The sequence below is a fragment of the Hymenobacter crusticola genome, from assembly GCF_002154225.1.
In the GTDB taxonomy this organism is placed as follows: Bacteria; Bacteroidota; Bacteroidia; order Cytophagales; family Hymenobacteraceae; genus Hymenobacter; species Hymenobacter crusticola.
Genome location: NZ_MTSE01000006.1, coordinates 130,651 through 147,544, shown reverse-complemented (window position 1 = coordinate 147,544; position 16,894 = coordinate 130,651). Strand labels below are relative to the sequence as shown.

Below are 16,894 nucleotides of genomic sequence, written 5' to 3'. Positions count from 1 at the left end.
CTTTTGTCCGGAGAAAACCAGTACTTTGAGTGTCGTCATTGCTGCGTTTATCTGTTATACATGCCTCTTTTTAACTTCTCTGCACGTACGCCTTGGGCTTGGTTGCTGTGGCTGCTGTTTGTACTCGAAGTGTTATTCTTCACGTTCTGGCGTAAGTCGCTAGGTCCTTATTGGAGCCCAGTGTTGCTCTACAGCGTGGAATTGCTGCTTTGCCTAGGGCTAGCTTACCGGCTACGAGGTCTACAACTGCGGCGACTCGTGCCGACGCGCAACGTTAGATATCGGTTCTTAGTTGGAGCTGCGCTGCTGGCAACAAGTCCGCTGCTGACGGCATCCATCATTCGGAAGGCCTTGGTTCGGGCCCCCATTGGTACCTTTTCTGATATCGTGCCGGCGTTGCAGGTGTATGTACAGCGCTTCTTGCAGCATGAAACGGTGTACAAGCCACTAACGATGTTTGGCTATACGTTTCTGCCAAACTACCCGTCGATGCAGTGGCTGCCGTTTGTGGGTGCTGACCTAGCAGGTATCGATTACCGGTGGTGGGCTTATGGCGGCTTGCTACTAGGCCTACTGACTTACGAGTGGCTTCTGGCGCGCTTGGAGTTGCCCTGGGCAGAGTGGCTACTGAAGGCCGCGTTACCCGTGCTGCTGGTGCATTTCAACGTAATTATCGACAAGCCCATGTACAGCCTGACGGTTGAGGGATTGATCGTTGGCTTTTACTGTTTGCTGGCAGCCGGTATTTTTTCGAACTCTGCCTGGATAAAGGCTGCTGGCTTAGCCTTGTGTTTACTTTCCCGCTATTCCTTGGCTCTGTGGGTGCCGCTCTATGGTTTACTGTTGCTCTATGAAAACCCACGGCGGGGCTGGTTAACCGCTGGTTTGACCGTCGTTGGGGTGGTGGCGTTGTTTGTGCCTTTTTTGCTACATGATCCCACTATCTTCTTTCGGGCGCAGCTTGAGAACCTAGATGTTGCCAAATCAGCGTGGCAGCAGATCGATACAACGGCCCCCTGGCTCGGGCCTATTCACCTCTTCAACGGAGTAGGGCTGGCGCCCTGGTTCTATGACTTGTCAGGTACGTTAGAAGATCGGATTATTCGACTTCAACTAGTTCATTTTGCCTTGTGTACGGGTATTGTAGTATTAGCCGGCGGTTTGTTTTGGTATCATCGTCGCCATTTCGATCCGCGGTTGGCTGCGTTGCTAAGCCTAAAAGCCTACTTAGCTACCTTTTATGCTTTTCTGATTGTGCCCTACACGTACCTAGCTTCCGTGTCGCTGTTCACTTCGCTCTTTGTACTGCTCCTGATTACGAGAAAACAAGCCTCATTTCTAGGGCCTATAGCTGACGGCTAGCGGCCGACTTTTAGGAACCCGCTTCCTGACCAGCTGAGCGAGCGGCCGGCATATTCGTATCCGAAACGATGTACAGTGGCCGTTGGCGTACGTTGGCGTTCAGGCGCGCAATGTACTCGCCGATGATTCCGACGGATATAAGCTGTACGCCGCCTAGGAATAAAATACTGACCATCAACGAAGGCCAGCCGGGTTGATAATCGTGGGTGACAAAACGGGAGTAAAGTGTGTATAGCCCGACCAGGAAGGCAATGCCTGACACAACGAAACCGCCAATGGTAGCCACTTTCAGGGGGGCATCGGAGAAAGCAGTAATGCCATCGAGTGCCAAGTGGATCATCTTGCGGTAAGTGTAGCCTGTCGTGCCGCCGGCCCGCCCGGCGCGGTCGTATTCAACGAACGTTTGGCGATAGCCAATCCAGGATATTTGGCCCCGAATAAACTTATTCTGCTCAGGCATCATGCGTAAGCCTTCCACTACTTTACGCGAAATAATGCGGAAATCGCCCGTATCGACCGGAATGGAGATGTGCGTGATGTTGGCTAGGATGCGGTAAAACAAACGTGCGGTGAGCTTCTTAGCCACATTTTCGCCCTGCCGAGACCGGCGCTTCGCATAAACTACTTCGTACCCCTCGTGCAGCTTCTGATACAATGCCGGAAGCAGCTCGGGTGGGTCTTGCAGATCGGCGTCGATGATCACTACGGCCTGACCTTGAGCGCGGTCGAGGCCGGCCGTAACGGCAATCTGATGGCCGAAATTGCGGCTAAAGTCAATGTAACGCACGCGCGCATCGCGGGAAGCTAGGTTCAGCAGCAGGGGCAACGACTGGTCGCGCGAGCCATCGTTGATAAAAATAAGCTCGAAGCCACCCGCCAAGGGCATAGGCTCCAGCACACGCAGTAGGCGCTCGTAAAGCTCGCCGATGTTGCTTTCCTCGTTGTAAATTGGAATAACGACTGACAGCTCCACGTAGATGATAAGCAGTTAAAGGCAAAGAAAACTACGCTGGTTTTTGGGCCAGGGCAAACACGCTAACGCCAATGGGCAAATTGAACCAGCGTAACAAGCCGTTTTCTGCTTTCACCCAGTGCAAAATCAAGCTATTAGCCACCCCCCCGAAGTCGTGCAAGTCGCCGGTCGCACCTGGTGTTTTCTCCGTTGGCGTGGGACCCACGAGTAGCCGCCGACCGAGTCGCAGAACTGCCGTTGGAAAGTATAAGGCAGCATTCCAGAACGAGCTTCGCTGCACATGTAAGCCGGCCTGCTGCAGGGCGCGTAGCAAGCTTTGGCGAGAATAGCGGCGGAAGTGATGATTTACCACGTCGTGCTCGCTCCAGAGATAGGTATGCGCGGGCACAAATACCAACATACGCCCGCCTGGCTTCAGCACTCGGGTCCATTCGTGTAAGGCCTGTGCTTCGTCTTCGATATGCTCGAGCACGTCGGAGGCGATTACTAAGTCGAACCGGTTGTTCGCGAATGCTAGGTCGGCGCCGTCCATCACCGAAACGTGCGGTACTCCACGCGCCTTGGCTAGCTCAATCGCTGGCTCGCTAACGTCAATGCCGGTCAGGTCCGTGTACCCAGCTGCTCGCAGCCGCTGCATGAGGGGCCCACCCGAACACCCGATTTCCAGAATGGCAGCATTGAGTGGGAGCTGCAACCCTTTGATAAGGTCGTACACGGCGTCGCGCCGGCTAGCAAACCACCAATGCTGCTCTTCTAGTTGGTGGTATCTAGCTTCGTACGTTAGGTCCATCTCAGTAATTCGGATTTTAGCCCACAAAAGTACGCAATTGCAACTGCTCTCAATTGCGCGCGGCGCACTTGTGTCCCTGGTTCTCCGAGTGCTAGGTCAACGTTTTACCTAGGTGCCTACTTCAGGGCTTGTTTGGCTACACCTTCAGCTGTAATCTTCACGGGTTTGATGAGGCCTTGCTCGTCGAAGTGAAGTTCATCGATGCAGGTGACGCGGTGGTTGGCGTCGGTTTCGCCTAAGGGCCGGCGGTGGTAAACAATGTACCAGTGGTCTTGCCCCGGCACCTGGATGATGGAGTGGTGGCCTGCGCTAGTCGCTACGGTGGGGTCTTGCTGTAAGATCTTGCCCACGCGCTTAAAGGGACCTAGGGGTGAGTCGGCCACGGCGTAGGCCACGGAGTAGTTGGGCCCGCCCCAGCCGCCTTCCGACCACATAAAGTAATACTTACCATTGCGGCGAAACATGAAGGGTCCTTCCACATAGCCCTCCGGCGTAATTTCCTTGTAAGTAGTACTGTCGGTGAAAGGTACTAGGCCAGTGAAGTCGTCTTTCAGCCGCACAATGTTGCAGTGCGACCAACCACCGTAAATCATGTAGTACTGCCCGTCTTTGTCGCGGAACACGAACTGGTCGATGGGCTGGGCGCCGTTGTGAATTTGCCCGATGAGCGGCTTGCCTAGGTGGTCTTTGAATGGTCCTTCGGGCTTGGAAGCCACGGCCACGCCGATACCGCCAACCTCGCCCTCGTGCACGTCATTGGCCCCGAAAAACAAATAATACTTACCGCTTTTCTCCACAATAGAAGGAGCCCACATGGCCTTCTTCGCCCACTTTACGCTTGCCGTATCGATAATGCGTGGGTGCTTGGTCCATTTCACCAGGTCGGGCGAGGAAAAAGCATCCATGAATACCTGCTGCTCATACTTGGCAGAGTACGTCGGATACACCCAGTATTGCTTGCCGAAGATGGTGCCTTCTGGGTCGGCGTACCAACCAGGGAAGATGGGGTTACCCGACGTGGCCGGCTGACCAGTCGATTTCGAGGGTGCTACCGCTTTCTTGCCCGGTGCAGTTGCCGTTTGAGAAAAAGCTTCTGGTGCTATCAAAAGGCTACCTAGGGTACTAAGCAAGAGGATCTTTTTCGAGAAAGCGTACATCGTGTGGGCGTTTAGGGAGAAGCGTTTTCGGAATGTTAGTGTATACAAGTAGCGCGGACTTTGTAGTCCGCGCTTAATAAGTACAAGTGAAATCGAACAAGCGCAGGCTACAAAGTCCGCAGTATTGGAAGACCTAAGCTAACAGCTGCGGTTTTTCCTGGTACACCTTCCACAAGAACTCGCCGAAGATGGTGTTCGCCCAGGCAAACCACGAGCGTGAGAATTTGCTAGGATCGTCTTTGTTGAATGACTCGTGCATGTAGCCTGTGCCACCGTGGGTGGCCTTCAGGCTCTGCACGCAAGCGCGAATTTCCGCGTCGTCGGTGCTGGTGAGGCCCCGGGTCACGATGGCGATGGGCCAGATCATATCCTGCCCCACGTGCGGCCCGCCAATGCCCTCGCCCGCTTTGCCTTTGAAGAAGAACGGGTTTTCGGTGGAAAGCAGAAACTTGCGCGTGTTCTGGTAGATAGAGTCGGAGGTGGGCATGGCACCTAGGTAAGGCAGCGATACCAAACTCGGCACGTTGGCGTCGTCCATTAGCACTTGGCTGCCAAAGCCATCAACCTCGTAGGCGTAGATGTCGCCGTGCTTGGGGTGCTTCACCACCGCGTACTTGCGCAGAGCGGTTTCCACTTCGCTAGCTAGGGCCGTTAGCTCCTGGGCCGTTTTGGTGTCTTTGGCTACGGCCGTCATCATCTCGCTGGCCTGGCGCAAACTCACCACCGCGAAGAAGTTGCTGGGCACTAGAAACGAGTAAAGCGTAGCGTCGTCGCTGGGGCGGAAAGCCGAGCAAATCAGGCCCACGGGCTGGATGGGGTAGCCATAGCCCTTCATGGGCTGCGTATCGGTAGAATTAGCCGTTTCGCGTTGAAAGTGGTACGGACCTAGGCTCGTTTTGCGCTGCTGTTCCCGAAAGGTTTGCAAGGTAGTTTTAACGGCCTGCTGCCACTGCGCGTCAAACGGCTTGGTATCGTTGGTTTTCTTCCAGTAGAAGTAGGCCAGACGGATAGGGTAGCAGAGCGAGTCGATTTCCCACTTGCGCTCGTGCACGCCGGGCTGCATCTGCGTCTTATCGGTTTTCCACTCGCCTACCTTGTTTTCGTCGCCGTAGAAGGCATTGGCGTATGGATCTTTGATCACGTAGCGCGTTTGGCGGTTAATCACACCTGCTACCAACTGCCGCAACTCGGTATCCTTGTCGATAAACTGCAGATAAGGCCACACCTGCGCCGAACTGTCGCGCAGCCACATGGCGTCGATGTCGCCGGTGATGACGTAGGTGTCGGGGCGGCCTTGGGCCGTGGTGTACGTGACGGTGGTGTCGAGCGTGTTAGGAAAGCAGTTTTCAAATAGCCAACCTAGCTCGGGGTCTTTCACCTTCTTCTTGAATTCGGCAATGGCTGCTTCCACGGAGCGGCTGCGAAAGCGTCGCTTGTCGGCAGCAGGCCGCACGACGGGAAAAGCCGGTGCCGCGCCCGCAAAGGAGTACTGTTTGAGAAACACGCTAGCCGTGAGTAGGGAGAAGCTTTGCGCAAAAGTTCTGCGATTCATGCGGTGGGAGGTGTAGAAGGTAGGAATGCAAAGCGGCGCGGTCTGTAGAACAGGCCGCGCCGCAGGGTTGGCAAGTTACTTAGCTTTGGACATGGAGAAAGGAGCGGCGTCAGACTTTGTACCGCGGTTCTTGTTCGGCGTAGCCGACATGTCGAAGTCAAGGGTAGCGCCTTTCAGCAGCTCTTCGTGGGTCAGGTAATTCTTGTCGTACACCTGGCCGTTCATCGTTAGCTGGTTCACGTAGCGGTTCTCTTTCGAGTTTTTACTGGCAGTCAGCACAATGTCCTTGCCCGAAGGCAAGTGCAAGGTGGCTTTCGGGAAGAGCGGCGCGCCGAGCACATACTGATCAGTGCCGGGGCACACGGGGTAGAAACCGAGGGCCGAGAAGACGTACCAAGCCGAGGTCTGGCCGTTGTCTTCGTCGCCGCAGTAGCCGTCGGCGGTGGGCAGATACAGCCGGTTCATCACCTCGCGCACCCAGTACTGCGTTTTCCAGGGCTGGCCCGCGTAGTTATACAGGTAGGTCATGTGCTGGATAGGCTGGTTGCCGTGCGCATAGTTGCCCATATCGGCAATCTGCATCTCCCGAATTTCGTGGATGGTGCCGCCGTAGTAGGAGTCGTCGAACACGGGCGGCAGCTTGAACACAGTATCCAGCGTGGCCACAAACTTCTTTTTGCCGCCCATCAAATCCATCAGCCCTTGTACGTCGTGGAACACCGACCACGTGTAGTGCAGGCTGTTGCCTTCGGTGAAAGCGTCGCCCCACTTAAAGGGGCTGAAAGGCTTCTGGAACTTACCGTCCTGGTTTTTGCCGCGCATCAACCCCGACTCTTTGTCGAATAGGTTGCGATAGTTCTGGCTGCGCTTGGCGTACAGGTTGATTTCTTTCTTAGGTTTATTCAGTGCCTTGGCGAGCTGATAAATGGTGAAGTCGTCGTAGGCGTACTCCAGGGTGCGGGCCGCGTTTTCGTTGATCTTCACGTCGTAAGGCACGTAGCCTAGCTTGTTGTAGTACTCCACGCCGGTGCGGCCCACGGCCGGCATCGGGCCGGCGTTATTGGCGCCGTGCGTTAGGGCTTCGTAGAGCACGTTCATGTCCTGGCCGCGGATGCCTTTCAGGTACGCATCGGCTACTACAGAGGCTGAGTTGTTGCCCACCATCACACTGCGCAAACCCGGGCTAGCCCACTCTGGCAGCCAGCCGCTTTCCTTGTAGTCGTTGGCGAGGCCCTGCTGAATCTCGGCGTTTACGTCGGGATACATCAGGTTCAGGAAGGGGAACAGCGCCCGGAAGGTGTCCCAGAAGCCGGTGTCAGTGTACATATAGCCCGGCAGCACTTCGCCGTTGAAGGGGCTGTAGTGCACTACTTTGTTGCTGGCATCCAGTTCATACAGCTTGCGCGGAAATAGCAGCGCCCGGTACAAGCACGAGTAAAAGGTGCGGCGCTGGTCGTCGGTGCCACCTTCTACATCGATGCGACCTAGGGCCTTGTTCCAGGCTGCTTTGCCCTGCTGCCGAATGGCGTCGAAGTCGTTGTTGCCAATCTCGCGTAGGTTCAGTTCGGCTTGCTCGGGGCTAATAAAAGAGGAGGCCACTCGTGCATTTACCTGCTCGCCCTTGCGCGTCTTGAAGCCCACGGCGGCTCCGGCGTGGTTAGCCGTGGCCTCCATCACGCCAGCCGTCAGCGCCTTGTCTTTGTAGATGGCGGTGCTGGTAAACGGATGATCGAACTCAATGACGAAGAAGTTCTTGAAGTTCTTGGGTACGCCGCCGCTGTTGCGGGTGGTGTAGCCAATGATTTTGCGCTGCTCGGGCAGCACCTTCACGTACGATCCTTTATCCAAGGCGTCGAGCACCACGTAGGCGCTGTCGGTTTGGGGGAAGGTGAAACGGAAACGGGCCGCGCGCTCGGTGGGCGTGATTTCCGTGGTAATGTCGTGGTCAGCTAGGTACACCCGGTAATAGTTGGGCTCGGCTACCTCGGCCTTGTGCGAATACCAGCTGGCCCGCTCGTTTTCGTCGAATACACGCTTGCCAGTGATGGGCATGATGGCAAACTGCCCGTAGTCGTTCATCCAGGGCGAAGGCTGGTGCGTTTGCTTGAAGCCCTTGATCTTGTCGGCTGCGTAGGTGTAAGCCCAGCCGTCACCCATTTTGCCGGTCTGCGGCATCCAGAAGTTCATACCCCAAGGCAGCGCAATAGCTGGGTACGTGTTGCCATTCGACAAGCTAGGTTTCGAGTCGGTGCCAATCAGCGGGTTCACCCACTGCACGGGGTTGCGGTCGGGCGTCGCGACTTGGGCTAGGGCTGGGGAGGCTTCCAGCAGACACAGCGCCGCAATAGCAGGAAGAAGTTTAGACATTCGGTTGAGGAAGGTGAAAAGGAGCGGAGCCCACCGCAAGTGAAACGGGGTAGGCGGAGCCGTAAGGTTACTAATTGCCGCGTAGAAAAACCTAGCCCAAAGTGGCTATCAGGTTCAGGAAGCGGCTACTACCTGGAATAGGTTACCGAGAGGTGATTTTGCATCTGTACCGCGCAACAACTCAACGATACGTGAGTTCCAGCGTCGGATTCTGGGTGTAGGTATGCCACAATTCATCCAGCGTAAAGCCAGTTTTCTGCTTCCAGATTTCGGGCGAATACGTGCCGGCCCGGGCAGCGGCATCTAGCTCATTGATGAGCGTTTTGCGCACATTCTTCTCGAGCCAGGCAAAAAACCTAGCCGTGATCCGGTAGCTATTGGTGTAGCTCTGGCCTTCTTTATAATCAGGCAGCGCCCACTTTGCTTTTACGTTATTGACCCCGTACACATAGCGCACGTAGTCGGCAATGCCTTCGGTGAGCCAGCCCACCGAGTTGGGCGGATAGGCTTGCACTACGTGCATTACTTCGTGGGTCACCACGTCAATGTCCTCGGGGTGATCCTTGAGCCACTGAGGGTTATAAGTAGCAATGCCGTTGCCGGTGGCCGCCACACCTTTGTAGCTAGGGTCCACCACGAACTTTATTTTCTTCAGGGTTTTGGGGTTGAACCGCTTGGCTTCCTGCGGATACACCACGAAGAAGGTGCTGATCATGCGCTGTTTGGTAAGCGCGCTAAAAGCAGAATCCTTAGAGATGAAGATAAGCGTGTAGCCCCCTTTGGTGATAGAGTCCTTGGCGTAGAAATCCGACCTAGGGTTAGTCGCTTCGCTGTTTCGCGCTACTCCAGTTCTAAGGACGAAAAACGATGCTAGTGTAAGAAGAAAAACGAAGCGACTACTTCTCATTTATCCTGAATTAAAGGGTTATCGATTAGCTGAGCTGCTTTTGAAGGATGATGTTATGGGGAGGAGGTTGCTTGGTAAGCCTTCTGTAGGGCACGCCGCCCAACGCTTGGGTGCTTACCCGCGGCGTGGTACTAAAACGTCAGGCCGGACCAGACCACGGAGCGGCAGCAAGTTCCCGGAACTGCCGCTTGCGTGGCCTTGTGTCCTAGCCTGACGTTTATGACGTTTATGTGGTTACCAGCTTGGGTTCTGGGTTAGCTTCTTGTTGTTGTTGATTTCAGCTGATGGAATGCCCCACAGCAGATACTTCTCCTGGAAAGCCGGTCCTACTTCTCCCTTGAAGCCTACCACGTCCACGAAGCGGTTGTTCACCACATCGTACGTTTTGCGGGTGCGCTGAATGTCGAAGTAGGCTTTGTTCTCGTAAGCTAGCTCGTGGTAGCGCTCTTTCCACACAGCCTCCCGGAACTGGGCTTGGCTTAGCCCGCGAAGTTCGGGCAGCATGGCCCGCCGCCGGATAGCATTGATCTGCTCGTACGCTTTGGCGTTTGCGCTGCCGGCTTCGTTGATTGCTTCCGCGTAGATGAGCATCACCTCGGGCATGCGCAACAAAGTCCAGTTTTCGTCGCCTACGCCGTTGCCGGTGGCGCTTTCCACCTGGAAGTACTTGTACAGTGCCTGGGTACCGAAGTTGACGGTCTGGCCAGCAGTCTTGATCGAGGGATACTTCGAGAAGTAGAATTGCTGCTCCTTCGTGCGCAGGTCGCCCGGCTCGTAGCTATTATAGAAAGCAGGCGTGGGGATAACTGCCCCAAATTCGTCGTTGTATTTCGAAATGCCCACGAAGTAGGGAATCACGAGTGCGCTGATGGCATTGGTGGCAATACCGAAAGCATATTGTGCTTGCAGAATCAGCTCTCCTTGGTTTTTGCTGGCATTGTTGTGCAGGTTGATGTACACGGCCGAATCCACCTTGGTCTTAACCGTCTTGGTGACAAACAACGGGTAGCTGTTGGCATCAATCAGCTCAGCGGCTTTATCGGCAGCCTTCTGGTGGTTGGCTTTTATCTGCAAAGGATAACCAGCCGTGGTCAGATAGACGCTGGATAGTAGCGCCTTCACCGCGCCTTGCGAGATGCGACCCGTGCGGTCTACCGCTGGCAGCCCTGCTTGCTCAGCAGCTTGCAGGTCAGCAATGATGAGGTTATACACGTCAGTTTGCGGCGCGCGGGTAGGATAGAGCTCTGGGCTCGAACCATCGACGGGTACCGTAAGCAGCGGTATATCACCATATAAGCGCACCAAGTGGTAGTAGAGAAACGCGCGGATGAAATACGCTTGCCCGAGCAGTGACTGCTTCTGCGACTCATCCATGGATACGGCCGGAATGCGCGCAATGGCTAGGTTGGCCGCCGCAATACCGTTATAAGCCGTATTCCACATGTTGGAAAAGTACGGGTTAGCCGGGTCGATGCTCTGGTTGATGAGCTGGCTGTTGTTAAAGCTCTGCCCGAGGGTCGTGGCATGCCCGGCCATCAACTCCAGGCCTACCCAGATGGACTCGCCGTAGCCCACGTCGGTGTTCATAATACGCAGGCGGTTGTAGAGTCCATCGACGGCCGATTGCGCCTGCGTGGCGTTGGTAAAGTAGTTCTCCTGCGTGAGCGACGAGCGGTTGTCTTCTTCTAGAAAATCTTTGCAGCCGGTAGCGGTCAGTAGTAGGCCCGCACAAAGTGCTGCAGCCTGGGTGCGAAAGCGGATATAGGAAAGCATAAGAAGCTAGGTGGGAATGGGTTACAGAGTTACGTTGAGGCCGGCCGTAAACGTGCGCGCCTTAGGATAGTCGAAGAACTGAATGCCCTGTGCAAAGGCATTTGTGTAAGTCGAAGTCTCCGGGTCGTAACCCTTGTATTTGGTAATCAGGAAGAAATTCTGCGCTGACACGTACACCCGCAGACGGGAGAGCTTAATACGCTCCACTAAAGCGCTTGGGAACGAATAGCCTAGCACTGCATTGCGTCCCCGGATGAAAGAGCCATCTTCTACTTTATAGGAGTCGATGCGCGAATCGTAGTACACGTAAGAAGGACGTACCTGCGCAATCATCGTATTCTGGCGGTCAGGCGTCCAAGCTTCGGTATAGGCACGCGAGTAGCTGTTGGCTTGGTCGGTGCGGTCGAGGGCCGAGTGGTGGGTCAAGTTCATCACGTCGTTGCCGTAGGTGAACTGCACATCCACCAGCAAGTCAAGGCCCTTATAAGTGAAGGTGTTGCTGAACGAACCGAAGCCTGTTGGGATGCTCTTGCCGATGATCACCCGGTCGAGGTCATTAATCTGCCCGTCATTGTTTTGGTCCGCAAACTTGAGGTCGCCGGGGAGCTTGTTGTAACGCTTGGCTTCATCCGCCTCCGCAGTGCTCCAGGTGCCTGTGCGTACCAGCCCAAACAGCGAACCTACCGGCTGGCCAATGCGCAGCACGTTGGTTTCATTCAAGAAGTTAGGTCCTGGGTAGATATCGTCGCCGGCTGGTCCGAGGGCTACTACCCGGTTTTTGAGGAACGAGATGTTGAAACCAGTTGACCAGGTAAAGGCCTTACCGGTTATGTTCACCGTGTTCAGCGACAGCTCTAGGCCTTGGTTGCGGACGCTGCCCACATTGCGCGTGATGCTACCATAGCCGCTGGTGCGGGGCACTGGCGCGGCTAGGAGCAGCTTGGTAGTAGTGCGCGAGTATAGGTCAGCCTCAAAGGTCAACCGGTTTTGCCACAAACCTAGGTTTAGGCCTAAGTCATACTGACTTGCACGCTCCCAGCCCAAGTCGGGGTTACCAAGCGTGCTAATCGTGGTGCCGCCCACTCGTATACCGTTGATGGCATAGCTATTAGTACCTAAGCGAGCCTGCGACTGATAATTGGAGAAGTCGCTGTTACCCGTCTGACCGTAACCAAATCGCAGCTTTAGGTCAGAAATTGTGGAATTATCAGCCAAAAAAGATTCCTGCGAAATACGCCAAGCCGCCGCCGCCGACGGGAAGTAGCCCCATTGGTTGTCGGCGCCAAAGCGTGAGGCGCCGTCGGCGCGGAACGTAGCTGTGAGCAGGTAACGGTCTTTATAGCCATAGTTGGCTCGCCCGAAGAACGACAAGAACTGGTTGGCATTAAACTGATTGGCTACACCGTTAAATGTTCCCTGAACCTGGGGCGTCGCACCAGCAGCTAGGTTGTTATACAGGTAAGCATTGTCCGAGAGGCCTTGGGTTTCGGTATAGATGCCTTGACTCTGAGAGCGCTGCGCATCCACACCCACTACCACGTTCAGTGAGTGGTCTTGGTTAAAGGATTTGTTATAAGTTAGATAGTTCTGCCATTGTAGGCTCTTGCCATCGTAGGCACCAACGCCGGCTAGGCTCTGGGTGCCTGCCCGTAGCTGTACTAAATTGCTCTCGTAGGTGGGGTTAAATTGCGAACTGATGTTAGCACCAAATACCGAGCGGAAGGTTAAGCTAGGTGAGAAGATAAAGTTGGCGTACATGTTGCCCGCAAACACTTGGTTGCGCGTGAGGTTTACGTCCTCGCGGGTGAGGGCAACGGGGTTGTCGCCGCCTTCCATGTCAGGATAATCCTGGCGCTTGCCGTAGGTGCCATTGGGGTATTTGATCGGGACGATGGGAATCATCTCAATCAAGAGGCGCGGAATGTTGTTGCCCCCTACGAAGTTGTTACCAATCTTATCCTCGATGTTACTGTAGTTCAGCGTCGCGCCCACTTTCAGCCATTTTTTTACTTGGTTATCCACCGTCAGGCGGCCTGAATAGCGCTTCTGATACGTTTCCCGAATGATGCCTTCGGCGTTGGTATAGTTTAGAAACAGGCCAAAGGTAGTCTGGTCGCTACCACCCGAAAACGATAGGTTATGACTCTGAGCCACACCCGTCTGAGTGGTTTGTTTCTGCCAATCCACGTCGTAGAGCGGATTTAGGTTCTCGTCGAACAGGCGCTTGGGGTCGTTGGGGTTAGCTAGCGCTTGGCGTTTGATGCGTGGGTCTTTGTTGGCGTACTTACCCGCTGCCCAGCCGGCAGGGTCGTACTTCTGCACGTTCTGGTAGCCTAGGTCTTCCATGGCTAGGAAGTCGCGGGCATTGAGTAGGTCAAGCTTGCGCGCCATTTGGCTAACGCTCACATAGTTGTCGTAGGATATCTGACTGCCTTTGCGGCCGCGCTTGGTAGTGATAAGAATAACCCCACTGCTGCCGCGCGCTCCGTAGATTGCTGTAGCTGAGGCATCTTTCAGCACTTCAAGGCTCTCAATATCATTAGGGTTGAGCGTCGTGATGCCCTGCTCCCAGAACACACCGTCGACCACGTACAGCGGCGTGTTGCCGGCCGTAATGGACGAATAGCCTCGCACCCGAATAGTAGGCGAGCCGCCCGGTTGCCCCGAGTTTAGCGACACATCTACGCCCGCCACCTTGCCTTGCAGACCTTGCGCCACGTTCACCACCGGGCGCTCTACCAGCTCGCTGGCCTTTACACTACCCACGGCACCAGTGATATCGGAGCGCTTCTGGGTGCCGTAGCCTACCACCACCACTTCGTCCAGCGCTTTGGTGTCCGTCACCAGTTTGATGGTAACAGTTGTTTTGCCACCTAGGGCTATTTCTTGAGCCACAAAGCCAATGGAGGAAACTACGAGAGTTTCGTTGCCGGTTGGTACAGTTAGCGTAAAGCGACCTTCTGCGTCGGAAGACGCGCCTACGCCAGTAGCGCCCTTCAAGATGATGGTAGCGCCAGGCAATGGGCTGCCTTTATCATCCGTAACAGTTCCTTGCACCGTTACATCCACGCGCCGGAACAACGATGCAGCTGCATTATTGGCGGTTGCCTGCGTGAGGGGTAACATCGCCGTGCTGAGTGCAAGCAACGGAATGCTACATAGTCTTTTGATGAATAGAGGGTGAGGCATAGGGTGGGCTTAAGTGAAAGAGAAGAAATACTGATTGCAGATAAGTACCCGAAGACTAGCAGCAAGTGAAAAGCCTAATCTAAGGAGATACTTAAACGATTTAGCGAAGCCCTGCAAAGCTTTGCGTACAATAAAAGTCAAGCAGAAAAGCTGTTCAGTTTGTCAATGAAAGCAGCTAAGTAGACTAGAGAGTAAAAGTGCTTTGAACCAATAGGCTGCTCCACGAAACGAGGGTCGTAGAGCAAGTAAGCGATGGGCAACGAAAAGGAAATGGACTAAGGAGGCGCCTCTTCGATGATATGATTGTGGGCGAAAATATCTGTGTTTTATTTTGATCTACCAAAATATACTAAAACCTTTTAGCATATTTGCTCACGCCAATCTTCCATTTCTTTTACCTGAAATGTTGCCGCTGCTAGACGCCGCGGCGCGTGCTATCTGTGTGCGCTAGTTGCCCTAGCTACTGCATTAGCCTGTTTCTTACTGTAGTTTACCATGCGTAAGGTTCTTACCCACTTTCGGCAGGCACTTGCCCGTCCTCTTTATGGCCTGCTTAGCAGTTGCTTGCTGCTGGCTAGTAGTGCCGCTACCGCGCAAAAGCTGACCACCTACGTCGATCCAATGATTGGTACGGGTGGCCACGGGCACGTTTTTCTAGGCGCCAACGTGCCATTTGGGGCAGTGCAGGTAGGGCCGCAGAATATATTTAAGGGGTGGGACTGGTGCTCCGGCTACCATTATTCGGATAGTCTGATTACGGGCTTCTCGCACACGCACTTGAGCGGCACCGGTGGCTCCGATCTAGGTGACGTACTGATCATGCCCTATACTGGGCCCATCAAAACGGATAAAGGCCAGCAGAAAGCACCACACCAAGGGTATCTGTCGCGGTTTTCGCACCAAAAGGAAGTAGCGAAGCCAGGCTACTACGCCGTTACGCTCGACGATTATAACATCCGGGCGGAGTTGACTAGTACTGCCCGCGTGGGCTTTCACCGTTATACTTTCCCGAGTGGGCAGAAAGAGGCACACGTTATTATCGACCTGAAAGAAGGCATCGACGACAAAGCTACCGACACCTACATCGAGCAAGTCGACCCGCAGACGTTTGTGGGTTACCGCTTTTCTAAAGGCTGGGCCGTCGATCAGCGCTTGTACTTTGCCATCAAGACGTCGGAGCCCGTGCCACAATTTGCGGTGTATAACAACGCGGAGCAACTCGCCGGCAAATCGGGCAAGGGCCTAGCTATCAAAGGCGTATTCAGCTTCGCGAAGGTGCCGCGCACGTTGCAGCTAAAGGTGGGCATCTCGCCGGTAAGTACGGAGAATGCATTGGCTAACGTTCAGGCTGAAATTCCCGGTTGGGACTTTGCCAACGTGCAGCAGCAAGCCGACAAGGACTGGAACAAGGAACTGGCGAAGATGACAATCGAGACGCAGGACCCTACGGCCCGGCGCATCTTCTACACGGCCATGTACCACGCGTTATTTGCGCCTGCTTTGTTCAACGATGCGAATGGCGACTACCGCGGCACCGACAAGCAGGTGTATCCCAAAGCCCCTTTTGCTAACTACAGCATCTTCTCGCTCTGGGATACCTATCGCGCCGAGCAATCCTTTTTCACTTTGGTGCAGCCCGAGCGCGTCAACGACATGATGCAGTCGATGCTGGCAATCTATAAGGAACAGGGGAAGCTACCCATCTGGCATCTATTAGGCAACGAAACCAACACCATGGTGGGCTACAGTGCTGTGCCGGCTTTGGCGGAAGCTTACCTGAAAGGCACGCCTGGCCTCGACGGCGAACAGGTGATGACGGCTTTGAAAGCAGCTAGCACCCGCGACGATGAGGGCGTGAACTTTGTCAAATCATTGGGCTTTATTCCGGCAGATAAGGAAAGCGAGTCGGTGGCGAAGGCCATGGAGTATGCCATTGATGACTGGAGCATTGCGCAGGTAGCCAAAAAGCTAGGAAAGACAGCAGACTACCAGACGTACAGTGCCCGCGCCAAGTACTACCAGAAATACTACGATCCACATACGCGCTTTATGCGCGGCCTGACCTCCGACGGTAAGTTTCAACTGCCCTTCGATCCTATCCAGTCCATTCACCGCCAAAACAACTACACCGAGGGCAATGCCTGGCAGTACACCTGGCTCGTACCCCACGATGTGCCGGGCTTGATTAAGCTATTCGGCAGCGACGCCGCTTTTACCCAGAAGCTGGATAGCCTGTTTGTGGTGCAAGGAAGCCTAGGCGAAAGCGCCTCGCCCGACATTTCCGGCCTGATTGGGATGTATGCCCACGGCAACGAGCCTAGCCACGCTACGGTGTACCTTTACCCGTACGCCGGGCAGCAGTGGAAGACGGCCGAGAAGGTGCGCCAGGTGCTACGCGAAATGTACAAAGACAAGCCCGATGGCATTAGCGGCAACGAGGACTGCGGCCAGATGTCGGCCTGGTATATCTTGTCAGCGTTGGGCTTTTATCCCGTGAGTCCGAGCAGCGGCGCTTACGTGTTGGGGAGCCCAATTATAGACAAAGCCACCATCCGGCTGGCAAATGGTAAAACATTTGTTATCACTGCCAAAAGCAACGGCGCACAGAACCCCTATATTCAATCGGTGAAGTTGAACGGCAAGCCTTATTCTAACAGCTATCTGTTGCACAAGGACATTGTAGCCGGCGGCACGCTTGAACTAACCATGGGGCCGAAGCCCAACCAAAATTTTGGGACAGCCCCTGCTAACCGTCCGCGCGAATTGTACGAGTAACCGTAACAGTGCCGAAGCAGCCGTCCTGTTGCGGCCAAATTGATTGACA

General features: G+C 54.7%; 10 protein-coding genes. 2 read left to right on the top strand and 8 right to left on the bottom strand.

Annotation, left to right across the window (positions count from 1 at the left end):
• Window positions 1–60 precede the first annotated feature (60 nt).
• A complete protein-coding gene (locus BXP70_RS13555) occupies window positions 61–1,362 on the top strand; it encodes a hypothetical protein (RefSeq protein WP_143436496.1) in 1,302 nt (433 codons plus the stop codon).
• 10 nt (window positions 1,363–1,372) lie between these two features.
• Here BXP70_RS13555 and BXP70_RS13550 read toward each other — a convergent pair whose 3' ends face one another.
• The 8 genes from BXP70_RS13550 to BXP70_RS13515 all read right to left on the bottom strand — a co-directional run bounded on the left by BXP70_RS13550 (window position 1,373) and on the right by BXP70_RS13515 (window position 14,070).
• Entirely contained in the window at window positions 1,373–2,335 is a 963-nt protein-coding gene (locus tag BXP70_RS13550) for a glycosyltransferase family 2 protein (protein ID WP_086594637.1), read from the bottom strand.
• 31 nt (window positions 2,336–2,366) lie between these two features.
• On the bottom strand, window positions 2,367–3,125 hold the full coding sequence (locus BXP70_RS13545; protein WP_086594636.1) for a class I SAM-dependent methyltransferase: 759 nt from the start codon (window positions 3,123–3,125) through the stop codon (window positions 2,367–2,369).
• 116 nt (window positions 3,126–3,241) lie between these two features.
• The gene (locus BXP70_RS13540; RefSeq protein WP_086594635.1) at window positions 3,242–4,282 is read right to left on the bottom strand and encodes a glycoside hydrolase family 43 protein; all 1,041 of its coding nucleotides are present in this window, start codon (window positions 4,280–4,282) and stop codon (window positions 3,242–3,244) included.
• Between the two features lie 133 nt (window positions 4,283–4,415).
• Window positions 4,416–5,834 carry a glycoside hydrolase family 125 protein gene (locus BXP70_RS13535; RefSeq protein WP_086594634.1) on the bottom strand — a complete coding sequence of 473 codons (1,419 nt, stop codon included), beginning with the start codon at window positions 5,832–5,834 and terminating at the stop codon, window positions 4,416–4,418.
• A 75-nt stretch (window positions 5,835–5,909) separates the two neighbouring features.
• Window positions 5,910–8,201: a GH92 family glycosyl hydrolase gene (locus BXP70_RS13530; protein ID WP_086594633.1), complete on the bottom strand. Its 2,292-nt coding sequence runs from the start codon at window positions 8,199–8,201 to the stop codon at window positions 5,910–5,912.
• A 181-nt stretch (window positions 8,202–8,382) separates the two neighbouring features.
• Entirely contained in the window at window positions 8,383–9,108 is a 726-nt protein-coding gene (locus BXP70_RS13525; protein WP_086594632.1) for a basic secretory protein-like protein, read from the bottom strand.
• A 234-nt stretch (window positions 9,109–9,342) separates the two neighbouring features.
• Window positions 9,343–10,881, bottom strand: coding sequence for a RagB/SusD family nutrient uptake outer membrane protein (locus BXP70_RS13520; RefSeq protein ID WP_086594631.1), 1,539 nt, complete (start codon window positions 10,879–10,881; stop codon window positions 9,343–9,345).
• Between the two features lie 21 nt (window positions 10,882–10,902).
• The gene (locus BXP70_RS13515) at window positions 10,903–14,070 is read right to left on the bottom strand and encodes a SusC/RagA family TonB-linked outer membrane protein (protein WP_086594630.1); all 3,168 of its coding nucleotides are present in this window, start codon (window positions 14,068–14,070) and stop codon (window positions 10,903–10,905) included.
• 495 nt (window positions 14,071–14,565) lie between these two features.
• Between BXP70_RS13515 and BXP70_RS13510 the strand changes: the two genes are divergently transcribed.
• Complete coding sequence (locus BXP70_RS13510; protein ID WP_086594629.1) at window positions 14,566–16,845, top strand: GH92 family glycosyl hydrolase; 2,280 nt, start codon at window positions 14,566–14,568, stop codon at window positions 16,843–16,845.
• Window positions 16,846–16,894: the final 49 nt, after the last annotated feature.